This is a genomic window from Mucilaginibacter sp. UR6-11, from assembly GCF_020880695.1.
GTDB lineage: Bacteria > Bacteroidota > Bacteroidia > Sphingobacteriales > Sphingobacteriaceae > Mucilaginibacter.
In genome coordinates this window covers 203,805-218,420 of record NZ_JAJIWO010000006.1, presented here as the reverse complement: position 1 = coordinate 218,420, position 14,616 = coordinate 203,805, and the positions used below count along the sequence as shown (strand labels likewise).

General features: G+C 43.4%; 9 protein-coding genes and 1 pseudogene. 6 read left to right on the top strand and 4 right to left on the bottom strand.

All coding sequences use genetic code 11. The features are described from left to right. Positions 1-32 precede the first annotated feature (32 nt). Positions 33-2,201, top strand: coding sequence for a GH92 family glycosyl hydrolase (locus LJ658_RS15185; protein ID WP_230547377.1), 2,169 nt, complete (start codon positions 33-35; stop codon positions 2,199-2,201). 75 nt (positions 2,202-2,276) lie between these two features. On the opposite strand, the gene LJ658_RS15180 is transcribed toward LJ658_RS15185, so the two are convergent. Both LJ658_RS15180 and LJ658_RS15175 read right to left on the bottom strand, forming a co-directional pair. Further along, a complete protein-coding gene (locus tag LJ658_RS15180; RefSeq protein ID WP_230547376.1) occupies positions 2,277-3,290 on the bottom strand; it encodes a cytochrome d ubiquinol oxidase subunit II in 1,014 nt (337 codons plus the stop codon). A 124-nt stretch (positions 3,291-3,414) separates the two neighbouring features. Further along, entirely contained in the window at positions 3,415-4,728 is a 1,314-nt protein-coding gene (locus LJ658_RS15175) for a cytochrome ubiquinol oxidase subunit I (RefSeq protein WP_230547375.1), read from the bottom strand. A gap of 194 nt (positions 4,729-4,922) precedes the next feature. Here LJ658_RS15175 and LJ658_RS15170 point away from each other — a divergent pair, with 194 nt between their 5' ends. Further along, the gene (locus LJ658_RS15170; protein ID WP_230547374.1) at positions 4,923-7,523 is read left to right on the top strand and encodes a M1 family metallopeptidase; all 2,601 of its coding nucleotides are present in this window, start codon (positions 4,923-4,925) and stop codon (positions 7,521-7,523) included. A 101-nt stretch (positions 7,524-7,624) separates the two neighbouring features. Here the strand turns inward: LJ658_RS15170 and LJ658_RS15165 are convergent, their stop codons facing one another. Continuing rightward, positions 7,625-9,679 (bottom strand): M13 family metallopeptidase, encoded by a 2,055-nt coding sequence (locus tag LJ658_RS15165; protein WP_230547373.1) that lies wholly within the window; start codon positions 9,677-9,679, stop codon positions 7,625-7,627. A 122-nt stretch (positions 9,680-9,801) separates the two neighbouring features. Here LJ658_RS15165 and LJ658_RS15160 point away from each other — a divergent pair, with 122 nt between their 5' ends. The 3 genes and pseudogenes from LJ658_RS15160 to LJ658_RS15150 all read left to right on the top strand — a co-directional run bounded on the left by LJ658_RS15160 (position 9,802) and on the right by LJ658_RS15150 (position 12,907). Then, positions 9,802-10,920, top strand: a complete 1,119-nt coding sequence (locus tag LJ658_RS15160; protein ID WP_230547372.1) for a Gfo/Idh/MocA family protein — start codon at positions 9,802-9,804, stop codon at positions 10,918-10,920. A gap of 454 nt (positions 10,921-11,374) precedes the next feature. After that, positions 11,375-11,833 (top strand): annotated as a pseudogene (locus LJ658_RS15155) (IS1595 family transposase); the annotation flags it as partial. 195 nt (positions 11,834-12,028) lie between these two features. Then, positions 12,029-12,907, top strand: coding sequence for a hypothetical protein (locus LJ658_RS15150; RefSeq protein ID WP_230547370.1), 879 nt, complete (start codon positions 12,029-12,031; stop codon positions 12,905-12,907). Positions 12,908-13,539: 632 nt separating this feature from the next. Here LJ658_RS15150 and LJ658_RS15145 read toward each other — a convergent pair. Then, a complete protein-coding gene (locus tag LJ658_RS15145) occupies positions 13,540-13,695 on the bottom strand; it encodes a hypothetical protein (RefSeq protein WP_230547369.1) in 156 nt (51 codons plus the stop codon). A 416-nt stretch (positions 13,696-14,111) separates the two neighbouring features. Between LJ658_RS15145 and LJ658_RS15140 the strand changes: the two genes are divergently transcribed. Next, the gene (locus LJ658_RS15140; RefSeq protein WP_230547368.1) at positions 14,112-14,603 is read left to right on the top strand and encodes a gamma-glutamylcyclotransferase family protein; all 492 of its coding nucleotides are present in this window, start codon (positions 14,112-14,114) and stop codon (positions 14,601-14,603) included. Positions 14,604-14,616: the final 13 nt, after the last annotated feature.

The window sequence follows — 14,616 nt, the reverse complement described above, 5'->3', positions numbered from 1 at the left end:
TTATATTTGGTTAACCAATAATCTATTTAATAATGAGAATCCCGGTTAAAAGCATTTTAAATGTTGCTGTTATGGTTTTGCTGGCATCAGCCACCAGCAGTGCGCAAACTACCACCAGCTATACTAAGTATGTAAACACCTTTGTAGGCACAGAAGCGGTTGCAGACCCCAAAATATTGGGTTATGTTGCCCCAAAAAACTGGCGGCCATGGTCGGGGTTGACTTTCCCGGGCAGTTCATTGCCAAACGCCATGGTTCAAGTAAGCCCCATGACCAAATATCAACCTGCCGGCGCCGGTTATGAATATGAAGATTCATCAATTGTAGCCTTTACCCATACCAATAAAGGGCACTGGAACTTTGGTAATGTGCCTGTCTTACCGATGTCAAATCCGGGTGCCCGGTTTGGGTCGAAATTTTTGCATAAAAATGAAAGTTCATCGCCGGGCTATTACCAGGTTTTCCTGGACGATTATAAAATAAATGTAAGCCTTACATCTACCTTAAGATGCGGCTACCATAAATACGAATACCAAAACAACAAAGACCGCCAGATCCTTTTTGACCTGTCAAAAGCGCTGAGCGGCGTATCCGGCTGGAACATAGAACAAGCTAACGACCATGCCATACAGGGCTTCCAGGGCGGCGAGAATATCTATTTTTACGGCATACTGAATACGAAGATCGAAAGACTGGAGAAAAAGGATGAGGGCCAGAAAACAGGCGACGCAATAGTCCATCTGGCGGATGGCGGTACCGGGCCCGTTGAACTTAAAATTGGGTTCTCATTTGTCAGTACGGCCAATGCCAAACTAAACCTGGAGAAAGAAATAGGCAACAAATCGTTTGCCGCCATCCGTAACGAAGCCAACCAAACCTGGGAAAAACTATTGTCATCAATACAGGTAAAGGGTGGTACAGAAAAGCAAAAACGAATGCTATATTCCTGCTTTTACCGCTCGTTTTTATGGCCGGCGTTGCGCAGCGATGTAAATGGAGATTTTACGGATATTAAAAAAAATGTGGTTAACACCGGCATCAATTATTATACCGAGCCATCATTATGGGATACTTACCGCAATAAGGATGTGCTGTTAGAATTGGTATCGCCGGATGTTACCCTGAATGTGATCAAATCATTAAAAGATAAAGGTGATAAGACCGGCTATATCCCTACATTTTTCCATGGCGACCACGGCGCCTCATCTATCGCCGGAGCTTACCTTAGGGGGATTGATCAGTTTGATATCAGGGGCACTTATCAAATACTGCTGCATAACGCCAATGTGCCGGGAACCGGCCGTGGCGGCGGGCGCCAGTACCTGGCCGATTACCTGGCAAAGGGTTATATCCCTGATCCGGATATTGAAAATCCGACAACTACCGCCAAAGGCACCGCCGGGGTATCTAAAACTTTAGAGTATTCGTACGATGATTATTCGGTAGCGCAGATCGCCAAAAAGTTAGGCGATACAGCCAACTACCGGATCCTGATGGCGCGGTCAAAAAACTATAAAAATGTGTTTGACAAGTCTACCAACTTTATGCGCGGCAGACTGGCGGATGGCAGCTGGATCAAAAACTTTAATCCGCAGTACCCATACTATGAATATATGTATCGCGAAGCAAATGCCTGGCAGGTATCGTTCTTTGCCCCGCATGATATGCCGGGCTTGATTGAACTATACGGCGGCCCAAGGAAGTTTGAAGAAAAACTGGACTCCTTGTTCAGCACGCCCTGGAACCCGCATTACATAGCCCGTAATATTGAAACCTTTATCGGCCAGTATTGCCAGGGTAACCAGCCCGATCACGAAGCGCCGTTCTCCTATACGTTTATCGGTAAGCCCGAAAAAACACAGAAGGTGCTGGATAATATCCTGAATAACCTATATGGTATGGGCGACAGGGGTATTGAGCTTGCCGGTATGGACGATGCCGGCGAAATGTCGGCGTGGTATGTATTCAGTTCACTCGGATTATACCCGGTATCGCCAACCGATCCAAAATATATGGTTACCGCCCCGTTGTTTGATGAAGTTAAATGGCGCACCAGCAACGGTAAATACATTACCATAACCAAACCCGGAAAGGGCAGGGGCATAACCTCTATTAAAGTTAATGGCAAGCTAAACAAAGGTTACTTCGTATCGCACGATCTGTTTAAAAACGGCGGTACGATTATTATTGCCACCAGGTAATCAGCAATATCTATACAGAAAGGCTGCTGGTAATAGCAGCCTTTCTTGCTTTGTGCCGCTATGTTTGTTAATTGCCTATCCGTGGTTTTGTTTGCCCCTGAAGCTGTAAAACAGGTAACCTAAAGCCGGCAAAATAAACAAACTACCCACCAATAAAGCAATGCCCAGATCATCAATAGTTTTTGAGGTGGCATGATCTGTTAAAAGCGACAGGTTTTTATTGTTCTTACCCATAATAAAGTTAGGGTAATGGGTGTAGCCCACTGATAGTAATATCATGCTCACCTGGAACGCGGCGAAGATCCGCGGTATCTGTTTCAGCCCTTTGGCAACCGTTATCCATAACAACACCAGGGATACCGATGCGGCGATAACCGCCGTACGGCTTACCGGGTTGCCAAAGATCCAGTACGCCATGTGGATATTCAAAGTTTCGGCCGCCAGGAAAACCAGTCCGCCGCAAAAAAAAGCGATCCCGTTAAGTACTTTGGCTTTTTTAATAAAACGTTTAACATCAAAATCATCGGTAGCCTCGCCAATCAGGTAAATGGCTGCCAAAAATCCGCAAAGCGCAACCGTAAATAAACCAACCGCTATGGAAAACCAGTTGAACCAGCTAAATACATAAGCCGTAAGGAAATCTTTAGCCTCAAAATCAATTTGCCTCGATATGGCGCTGCCGGCAATGATCCCCAGGAAAAGCGGTGTTAAAAAGCTGGAATAAACAAATATGTTGTTATACAGCCGTTGCGTACGCTCTCCTTTAATCGCATCATAATTACGGAAGGCAAAGGCCGTACCTCGCGCTATGATCCCCAGTAACATTAACAATAAAGGGATATGCAGGTAAGTGCACATCTTACTATAAATATTGGGAAAACCAACGAACATAATTACCACCGCGATGATCAGCCACATATGGTTAGCCTCCCAGATAGGGCCGATAGCCTGGTACATGGTACTGCGGGTACGTTGTTTATTATCGTCTGATGTAAAAAGCTCAATTATCCCCGCGCCAAAATCGGCGCCCCCCAACAGGAAGTACAATAATATGGCGAAGAATAAGAAGATGATTACTACGGTTAACATGTTTTTAGTTTTGAGTGGTGAGTTATGGGTTTTGAGTTTTTTTACGCATTACTCAAACTCACCACTGTTTAATATTTTACTTTCAGATTTTGAGCTTTACTTATCACTCAAAACTCACCACTCATCACTTCTTTACATCATACAATTCCGGCACCATTTTAATTTGCCGTTGCAGCAGAAAAATAACCGCCAGGCTCAATGTAAAATAGATAAAGCTGAATATATAGAATGAATATTGTATCCCCGGCATCGGTGTTACGGCATCTGCGGTGCGCATCACGTCCTGGATGATCCAGGGCTGGCGCCCAACCTCGGTAACGGTCCAGCCCGCCTCTAAGGCGATAAACCCTAACGGCGTGGCCATAATAAACAGTTTCAAGAACCATGAACTGGTTAGCCAGGCATGTTTTTTCCAAATCGCTATCAAATATAATACACCTATCAGCATGGTTAGTATCCCAATACCCACCATAATCTGAAAGGCATAATGCGTAACCGGTACATTGGGTTGATCCCGGGCCGGGATCTTATCCAAACCCGTCACTTCCCGTTTAAAATTATCATACACCAAAAAGCTAAGCAGGCCGGGTATCTCTATCCCGTAATTAACTTTTTTGGTGACGGTATCCGGTATACCGCCAATAACCAGCGGCGCATAGGTTTGGGTATGAAAATAAGCTTCCATTGCGGCTAACTTGGCCGGTTGCCTTTTCGCGGCATGCTTGGCAGAGAGGTCGCCGCTAAAAGGTTGCAATATGGCTGCTACGGCCCCAAATATGATAGCGATATTAAACGCTTTGGTATGAAACCCGATATTTTGTTTGCGGTAGATCATTAACGCGTGGATGCCCGCTACAGCAAACCCCGTGGCCGAAAAGGCGGCAATGGTCATGTGTAACGACTCTGACAACCAGGCGCCGTTAAACATGGCCTTCATGGGGTCAATGTTTAAATACTGTCCGTTTACATAATTAAAGCCCGAGGGGCTGTTCATCCAGGAATTAGCGGATACCACCAATATCCCGGATATAATGCCGCTTACACCCACCATTACACCCGTAAACCAATGGAACCATTTATTGAAGCGGTTCCAGCCGTAAAGGAAAAAACCTAAAGCGATGGCCTCAATAAAAAACGCCACGCCCTCCAGCGAAAACGGCATGCCAAAAATAGGCCCCGCATGTTCCATGAATTTTGGCCATAACAAACCCAGCTCAAATGACAACATGGTGCCGGATACCGCGCCCGTAGCAAAAAATATGGCTACGCCCTTGCTCCAGGCCTGGGTAATGTTTTTATAAACCGGGTTTTGTGTTTTGATGTATTTATAGTGGGATATCGCCATAAAAACCGGCATCACCATACCAATACAGGAGTAAATGATGTGAAAACCCAGCGAGAGGGCCATTTGTGATCTGGCGGCTAAAAAATCATTCATGTTGCGATAAAAACAGGATACCCAAAGATAAAGCTTATGCTGTAAACGCTGTTAAATACCCAATAATAAAGCTTATATATATTGATTTTAAATTAGGCCCCGGGCCTAAACAAAGAAGCGGGATTGGATGCGGGATTTTGAATATTTACGCTGATAGTATATCTTTATCAAGTCCCATATATTTATACAATAACATGAAAATTAACAGAATTATTTTTGCGCTGTCCCTGGTCACGAGCGCGTTTTCGGTAAAGGCGCAAACCGATTCAATGTCTTCCAGGTATGATCAGCATAAAGTTTTTACCCCTTTATTTTATCAGCAAACCGGTAATCAGTTCCGTACCGCAGGTGGCGCACCAAGCGCCCGGTACTGGCAAAACCGCGCCGACTATAAGTTAAACGTAACCCTGGATACGGCCCAACACCGGGTAACCGGCACCGCCGTGATCACCTATACCAATAACAGCCCCGACGGGCTGCCGTTTTTATGGTTGCAGGTAGATCAGAATATTTACCGCGAAGATTCGCGCGCGCAGGCCACCAGCCCGGTAACCGGCGGCAGGTTCATCAATAAAACATTTACCAAAGGCGACGAGATAAAAGGGGTTTATATTATAACCAACGGGAAGGCCGAAAAAGCCGACTACCTAATTACCGATACCCGTATGCAGATTAAATTGAAAGATTCGCTGAAAGCAAACGGTAAAAAAATAAATATTAAAATTGACTATGCGTTTGACGTGCCCGAATACGGCACCGACCGTATGGGCCGCCTAAATACCAAAAACGGCTGGGTATATGAAATTGCCCAATGGTACCCGCGTATGGAAGTTTATGACGACGTAAGCGGCTGGAACACCATCCCGTATATGGGCGCGTCTGAGTTTTACCTGGAGTATGGTGATATTGATTATACGGTTACTGCGCCGGCAGGCTTAATTGTAGCCGGATCCGGCGAGTTACTTAACCCTGCCGAAGTATTATCACCTGCTGCTTTGAGCAGGCTGGCTGTTGCCCGTAACAGTGATAAAACGGTAAGCATCCGTGATTCTGCAGATATTAAAAATAACAGGTCCTATCCGCAGAAACCTGCTTTAACCTGGCACTTTTTGTGCAAAAATACCCGCGATGTAGCCTGGGCCGCCTCAAAAGCCTTTATCTGGGATGCCGCGCGTATCAATTTGCCCAGCGGAAAGAAATCGCTGGCGCAATCTGTTTATCCGCTCGAGGTAGCCGGCAAACTGGGTTGGGGCAGATCAACAGAATATGTTAAAAATTGTATCGAACTCTATTCGCAGGAATGGTTTGGGTATACTTACCCGGTTGCAACCAACGTAGCAGGTATAGTGGGCGGCATGGAGTATCCCGGAATTGTGTTCTGCGGCTGGAAATCGCAAACGGCCGAGCTTTGGGAAGTTACCAACCATGAGTTTGGCCATAACTGGTTCCCGATGATTGTAGGATCAAACGAACGTAAGTATGCCTGGATGGACGAAGGTTTTAATACCTTCATCAACAAGGTAGATACCAAAGTATTTAACAACGGCGAATATTACCAGAGAGAAGACGTGCAAAAAGTGGCGCCGGCCATGTTTAGCCCGGATGCTGATCCGATAATGACCACGCCTGATGTGATCCAGCCGGATTACCTGGGTTATGCCGCTTATGAAAAACCGGCACGCGGTTTAATGATCCTGCGCGAGCAGATATTGGGCGAGGAGCGGTTTGACTACGCGTTCAGGACCTATATCAAACGCTGGGCCTTTAAACACCCCACGCCGTGGGACTTTTTCCACTCGATGGATAACGCGGCAGGTGAGGACCTGAGCTGGTTCTGGAACGAATGGTTCATGGGCACCATGACCCTGGATCAATCGGTAAAATCAATAGATTATAATGACAACGACCCATCAAAGGGCTCATTAATTACGATTGAGAATTTAGGCGGACTGGCTTTGCCGGTAACCGCTTTAATTAAAGAAGAGAATGGCCAGACAGGCACCGTAAAACTCCCTGCCGAAATTTGGCAGCGCGGCGGCGAATGGACCTTTCCGTACAGATCCACCTCAAAAATAGTATTGGTGACGCTTGATCCCGATCATGTTTTGCCTGATATGAACCCGGAAAACAATTCATATAGCGGCGTTACGATTGATAAAAACATTACCGCCGCTGTTGTTATAAAAAACTACCTGGATGCCATCGGCGGTGCAGATAAAGTAAAAGCGATTAAAGACCTTACCATCAATGCCTCGGGGCCATTACAGGGCGCAACGATACAGTTGGTAAATAAATATAAATCGCCGGATAAGTTTGATTACAACGTGGTGGCGCCATCCTATAACAACTTTGTTGTGCTGCATGTTAAAGGCGTGGGGGACAGTGTAAGCATCGTGCAGCAAAACAGCGCGGTACCTCATCCGCCTAAAGAATACCAGCGCACCCTGGTTTATCGCTTCGGTTTCTTCCCCGAGCTGGATTATGGCAAGGATGGTTACACGATAGCGCTTGACGACAAGCTGCATGCAGTGGGCCAGGATCTTGCCTATCTGATTATAGCTACACACCCCGGCGGTACCAGGGTGAAATCATACTTCGATGTAAAAACCGGGCTTAAGGTTAAACAAGTTACCGATGTGGTTAACAGTTCGCCGACAGAATTTGCCGACTACCGCGAAGTGAACGGCGTAAAAATACCTTACGACATTAAAACCTTTTTATTAGGCTCGCCGGTTGAACTGAAGGTTACCGGCGCAGCAGCAAATACCGGGTTAAGTAATGATGAGTTTAAATAAACCGTAAACGGTATTAATTATCAGCAAAAAAGCCAATCCTGCGTTGGCTTTTTTGCTGATAATATTAATGGTGGCTTAAGCTGCCGCAATCAAACGGTAAGCTACCAGATCTTTACCCTTTTTGCCGGATCAAGCCACATCTTATCGCCTTTTTTGATCTTAAAGGCCTCATAAAATTCGGGGACATCGGTAAATGGACCGTTCACCCTCATAAAGGCGGGCGAGTGTTCATTGGTTAATATCTGGCTTGAAAGGGATTCTTTAGTGTCCTGTATCAGCCAGCCCAGCGAATAGCCCAGGAAGAACCGCTGTGTTGGTGTCAGCCCATTGATAGTTTTGCCTGCTTTATACTGATCGGTTTTCTTAAAAGCATCAAGCGCGATAACGATGCCACCCAAATCGGCAATGTTCTCGCCCTGCGAGGCTTTGCCATTTACATGCAGGCCGTAAATACTGTAACCGTTAAACTGGTCTATCAGCATCTGCGCACGCCTGGTGAATTTTACCGAGTCTTCGGCCGTCCACCAGCTTTTTAAATTTCCGTCTGCATCAAACTGCCGCCCCTGGTCGTCAAAGCCATGGGTTATTTCATGGCCTATGGTTGATGCAGCTACATAACCGTAAACCACCGCATCATCTACATTCTCGTCCTTTATGCCGGGGATGATAAACATAGCCGCCGGTAATACAATCTCGTTGTTTGAGGGGTTATAATAAGCATTGTAGGTTTGCGGTGTCATATCCCATTCGGTACGGTCGACCGGTTTGCCCAGTTTTTTAGCGTTAAAGCGATGCCAGAAGTTGTTGGCGTTTATAATGTTGCCCACGTATGAATCCCGGCTGACCGTTAATGATGAAAAATCTTTCCATTTATCCGGATAACCAACTTTGGGCATAACCCGGGCAAGTTTATCATAAGCCTTTTGCTTGGTGGGCTGGCTCATCCAGTCCAGCTTTTCAATATGCTCCTTAAAGCTGGTGCGGACGGCTTCAACCAGGTCCTTGTAGCGTTTCTTTTCGGTTTCCGAAAAATATTCTTTTACAAACAGCTGTCCCAGTACCTCGCCCATTACACCGTTCTCTACATCAAGCACCCGTTTCCACCTGGGCAGTTGTGCCTTGCGGCCGGTTATCACCGTACCGTAAAAACGGAAATTCTCATCATTAAACGCATCGCTCAAATAAGGGCTCAGTTCTGATATAAGGTTTTTACGCAGATAGGCTTTCCAGTCGTTAATAGGATAGGTTTTAAGGGCCTTGTTCACTGCCCGGTAATATTCGGGCTGGCCAACAATAACGGTATCTACGTTATTATAGTCCATTTTTTCAAATAAAGATTTCCAGTTGATATCCGGGGCCAGCTTATTTAATGCGGCAACGGTCATTTTATGATAGTTCTTATAAGGGTCGCGCAGGTCCTGTAATTTACGGGAGCTGTCTGCCAGGAAGGTCTCTAACGCGTACACCTTTTTGGTGGCCTGGGTGGCCGCGCCCGGGTTCAAACCTGCAAGTTTAAATACCGCCGGTAAATGTTTTTGCTGATAGTCCGTCCGCAGGTCAATGCTGTGCTGATCTTTATTAAAATAGTAGTCACGGTTTGGTAAGCCGATGCCGCTTTGCCATAGCTGCAATACCATTTTAGAACTGTTTTTTGCATCCTGACCAACATAAGCGCCAATTGGGGTGGTTATGCCGATGGTTTGCAGGTGGGCAAACTCGTCAAGCAGTTGAGGGATGCTGTTAAGCTGATCGATCTTGTCCAGTTCGGTTTTTAAGGCTGCTAATCCCTGCTTTTCTATCGTAACGGTATCCAGGCCGCTGTAGTAAAAATCGCCTATCTTTTGTGTATTGGTACCTTTTGCAGCATTTGCTTTTAACGCATCTTCGTTTATTTTCTTTAACCGGTCGCGCAGCTCTTCCTGCACTACCCGGTTAATACCCCAGGATGAATAGGCGGCCGGGATAGGGTTCTTTTTTAACCAGCCGCCATTGGCATATTTAAAAAAGTCGTCGCCGGGTTTTACGGTCGTATCCCTGTCTGTACTAACGGGGTCGTTAGCCGGGTTGTCGGCGGTTTGCTTGTTTTTACACGCGTAAAGCAGCGACATCCCCATAAGGATCATTACCCATGTTTTTGCAGTTGTTGTTTTTTTCATTTCAGATCAGTTAATCGTAAAAATAAATATATAGGTTGTTGGCGGCAATAACAAATTTAGGGCCTTTGATGAATGCTTATTGGCTTAAATGATTAATTTTAATAAAAAAACAGTTGTCAATTATGAACTCACGTCGTAATTTTTTGCAAAAACTGGGCGCTTCGGCTGTCGCCCTGCAACTGGCCGCGGTTAGTACCTGGGCCGATGATAAAAACACCGTTCATCAACCCTATGCCGGGCCGGTATTACGTGTGGCCATTATGGGGCTTGGCAGTTACGGGACACGTGTCGGGGCCGCTATGCAGTATTGCACCAAAGCAAAGCTTGTCGGCTTAGTTAGCGGCTCGCCTCAAAAAATTGAAAATTGGCGGGGTAGTTATGATATCCCGGCTAAAAATTGTTATAACTATGATAATTTTGACGAGATAAAGAATAACCCGGATATCGACGCGGTTTATGTAATAACACCCAATGGTTTACATCATGACCATGTAATCCGTGCAGCAAAGGCGGGCAAGCACGTGATCTGTGAAAAGCCGATGGCTTTAAACCCTAAACAGGGCCAGGAGATGGTTGACTTTTGCCAGCGGGCCGGCGTAAAACTGTTAGTAGGCTACCGGATGCATTTTGAACCCAAAACGCTCGAAGTGATCCGTATGCGCAAAGCCGGCGAGTTTGGAAAGATCCTGTTTTTCCAGGGGCTGTGCGGGTTTAAAATAGGCGACCCGAAGCAATGGCGGCTAAATAAACAGCTGTCCGGCGGCGGATCATTGATGGATATCGGGATTTACGCCATCAACGGCTCGCGGTATATGACCGGCGAGGAACCACTGTGGGTAACCGCCCAGGAAACCAAAACCGACCCGGTAAAGTTTAAAGAAGGGGTTGACGAGACCATCCAGTTCCAGTTCGGTTTTCCAAGCGGGGCGACTGCATCCTGCTTATCAACCTATAATCAAAATAACCTGGACAAGTTTTTCCTGAACGGCGAAAAAGGCTGGGCCGAAATGCAGCCGTCTACCAATTACGGCCCTATAAAAGGACGCACGCATAAAGGCGAGTTGAATCAGCCGGTTACCACTCACCAAACGGTGCAGATGGATGAATTTTCTGATATTATTTTTAACGGCAAGCAGCCACCGGTAGCGGTTGATGGTAATGAAGCGGTAAAGGACCTGAAGATTATTGAAGCGATATACTCGGCAGTAAAAACGGGGAAGAAATTAGAGCTGAGCTCGTAGCATGTCAGGCTTCCGAAGTTTTATAACTTTGTTAGTCTTCGTTATTTCCAATTGGATGATAAAAGAAAATAATTTAATTAAATACTTCAGCACCTTAGCGCTTTTGGGCGTGTTAAGCGGCTCTGTCTTGTATGTAGCAAATTTATTTTTTGATGATCCGTTGTACAGGCAGTCGGCCTGCACTTATTTTGAAATTTCCTTTTTGTTTATATTTATAACTTACGGTTGTTATTTGCTGCTGAATAATGTGCTTAAAAAGTACAGCCTGTTTGTTCGGGGGGTATTTTGTTTAATACTGCAAATAATTTTATTTCTGATACCTGTTTCATTGGTTGGAATTGATCTTCCAACATTCATTACCCAAATGATCGCAATAGGGTTGTTTTGCTTTTGTATTCCGTACCTGGATAATTATTTATATAACAAACTAAATTAGCATGACGCTTCTAAAAGAAACAGTAAAAGAGGCCGTAATAACGAGACTAAGGCTCCAGTATTAGGAATGAAAGACCGCGCAACTGGTACGGTAAAAGCACATGTTGTAGAAAACGTTTCATCCGAAATAGTTTATCCCCTATTGATATCAGCGATAGAAAAAGACAGCATAGTAGTTACCGACGAATACAGGGTTTACAACAAATTAAGCAATCACTTTAGTCACGGCCGCGTTGTTCATAGTGCCAAAGAGTATGTAAACGGCATATTTCATACTAACGGAATAGAGAACTTTTGGAGCCACCTTAAAAGAGGTGTTGACGGCATTTATCACTGGGTAAGCAGAGAGCATTTACAAGCTTATGTAAATGAGTATGCTTTGCGTTACAATACTCGTACCTTTACAACTTCATCAAGATTTGATTATGTACTATCAAATATGACTTGTCGTTTAACCTATAAGGAGTTAGTAAAATGAGTAAAAGGAAATATGTAAAAAAGGGCTGTAAAACCCGAGCCGGAACCTGTTACACTTGCTGAATTTAACAGGAGTTTATTGCATTTGTAAATACTAAACCGCCTAAGAAAGACGATTTACCACCACCTGAAAAAGAGAAGTAGTTTGCATTATGTTTATAAGGTTATATATTTATAGTGACCTTATGACACAATAATGAATCGCCCATATAGAAACCGCCAAAACAATCAGCCTCATTACATAAGATATAGGAGAAATTTTGATCCTGCCAATAAGGGAAAGGATTTGCCAAATCATATAGACTGCAAGCATACAAAAAGCGACCCCGATAGTATTAAAACCGTAAATGCGAACGTCAATATTGTAGAGGATAAGAAGTGGACAAAAACTGAAAAAATAGCCCTTGGCGCACTTGTTGTAAGCATATTTGTGTTTTGGTTTACCTATAGATTGTTTGTTGAAACAAAAAAAGCTAATGACACTACGTCTAAGGCATTGGCACATCAAATCAAAAAGGACAGTATCGATTCTATTTCCGATGCCGTTAAACTTGGTAGAGATACACTTTTCATAAATAAACAAAAATCTGGAATAGATGCTCAAATAGCAGAATTTAAAGAGTCTCAAAAGGAGTTTAAGGCAATAAATACACCCTTTATTCAACTCAAGGTAAATAATGTATCCATGTTGACAAATCCTACAAGGGTTGATATAGCAATAATTAACATATCTCAAATCCCAATAAAAACAACTGAAAACAAATGCTATCTCATTATTAAAAATGAAAAAAATGTTGTTATTAAAAAGATTATTAATAATATCATCGACACTAACGATCAATTGATTAAAGAAATGGGTGTTAATACTGCATGGATTTGGGATTATGATGTTCCAGATGATATTCAAAGCAAGTTTCGAAAAGGACTTGTAACCATATATGTAGATGCAGTTATAAAATATCAAGACCTGATAAATAAATCTATGCGCACATATCATTTTAAAGGCCAGCTTATTTATAATGCACAACAGAATAATATTTATAATAAATATCTCCTTAATGATAACCATAATTAGAAATTTATAGCCAGTGTAAGATTGTATGTTATTGCCATTTAAAATTCTATATTATCCTGTGCCTATGTCTTAAATACGACACCAATCCGATATTCATTCACAGAACCGATAACCATGGTTCATTGTTATCGAAAGATATCAATTCTATGAATTTAATAACACTGGCTGAGTTGATATCCAAAGCGAAAAAGCAACTGAGGCTAAAATCGGCTCTGATGTGTTCTTTTTTATCGAACCTGTAAAAGGTCAATATATTCTTCATCAGGTTGCGTTGACTTCGCCGGTAAAAAGCAAGGTTATCATTGATTATTTTATTACGCCGGGTCCGGTAAAGAAGAATAAGAAGCACTAAAGGTGATTCCCTTGCAAGACTTTCTTAATGGCACTAAGCCCTGACGAATTAAAATACAAAATTGGATGCTAATGATACTTAAAAAAGTACTCCGCTATATTATAACTATGGTGATACTCACAATTGTCAGCTCGATAATACTGTATTACCTGAATAAACTATTTCCAGCGCCGTATGATACTTTTTATTTTAAAACGGGTTTGGCATTGTCATTTGGTTTTTTATTTATTACCTATAATATTTTTTTATCAGCATATTACTCTAGACTTAAAGACCGCAATTATTCCCTGTTATCCTGGGGGGTATTTTGTTTTGCCCTGGAGAATGCGCTCTGGGCGATACCATTTTGTTTAGTGGCCGGTGTAGATACCAGATCTATCCTTTTTAATTTAGGCAGTGTCGGCCTGTGCAGCTTTGCTATTCCGTATGTAAACAAATTTTTTAATAATAAATTAATGCGGCATCAGCTTAAAGATTGAATTCATGCCACGCGGCGCTTTGTGAAAAACTGTGAGAATTGAGTAATATATTTATAAAACCGACCAATACCTAAGATGCTTGGGTATGATCCACTTTTAGGTGATCCACCGGGTTTGCAGTAAAATATTAAAAAACCTATAAATATTTATTATTCAATTATTTAGGTTAGTTATGTCAGGTTTTTGTACTGATCCAAAGTGATCCGCTAATTTTGTTAACTAATTAATTTTCAATTAGTTAAATAAAAATAGTGATTCAGGTGATCCATATTTTTAAGTGGATCACTTAACCCTGAAAGTGCGCCATCGCCCTTCAATTTATTACAACATTTCATAGCGGGATGCGTTTAGTTAATAAGCCATAATTGTTCCTATGATATTATTTGCTTACGCCGGCAACATGAATGTAGAGAAGTTTGTAAAGACGGTACCCTCTGCGCGCAATCTGGGTGTTGCCAAATTACCGGGCTACAGTTTTGTTTTTAACAGCGCAGGCGATGACGAGTCGGCGAAGGCCAATGTGGTAAGGTCCTTTGATCCGGATGCGATAGTCTGGGGTGTTTTAATTGAACTGCTTGACGAAGAACGTTCAAATTTTTATGACCCGCTGTGGAGTTCCACCTTAAAACTGGAGCCGGTATTGTGTTTTGATCTGAATGATAATATCTATCATGCCGAAGTTTTTGTAACCCAGCCCCATGCCATAACCACCCATTTGCTGCCTTATGACTGGTATCATGATAAGATCCTAAAGCTGGCTACCGACGCGGGACTGCCGGCATCATACATCAGCCAGATAGCGATTATGCCCTACAAGATTGATCCGGACGAGATCCGCCGGCAACGAAGGTTGAAAAGATTATAATATAAAAGGGCCT

Coding starts and splice junctions, on each gene's coding strand:
- LJ658_RS15185 (WP_230547377.1), top strand. CDS start 33: ATGAGAATCCCGGTTAAAAGCATTTTAAATGTTGCTGTTATGGTTTTG.
- LJ658_RS15180 (WP_230547376.1), bottom strand. CDS start 3,290: ATGTTAACCGTAGTAATCATCTTCTTATTCTTCGCCATATTATTGTAC.
- LJ658_RS15175 (WP_230547375.1), bottom strand. CDS start 4,728: ATGAATGATTTTTTAGCCGCCAGATCACAAATGGCCCTCTCGCTGGGT.
- LJ658_RS15170 (WP_230547374.1), top strand. CDS start 4,923: ATGAAAATTAACAGAATTATTTTTGCGCTGTCCCTGGTCACGAGCGCG.
- LJ658_RS15165 (WP_230547373.1), bottom strand. CDS start 9,679: ATGAAAAAAACAACAACTGCAAAAACATGGGTAATGATCCTTATGGGG.
- LJ658_RS15160 (WP_230547372.1), top strand. CDS start 9,802: ATGAACTCACGTCGTAATTTTTTGCAAAAACTGGGCGCTTCGGCTGTC.
- LJ658_RS15150 (WP_230547370.1), top strand. CDS start 12,029: ATGAATCGCCCATATAGAAACCGCCAAAACAATCAGCCTCATTACATA.
- LJ658_RS15140 (WP_230547368.1), top strand. CDS start 14,112: ATGATATTATTTGCTTACGCCGGCAACATGAATGTAGAGAAGTTTGTA.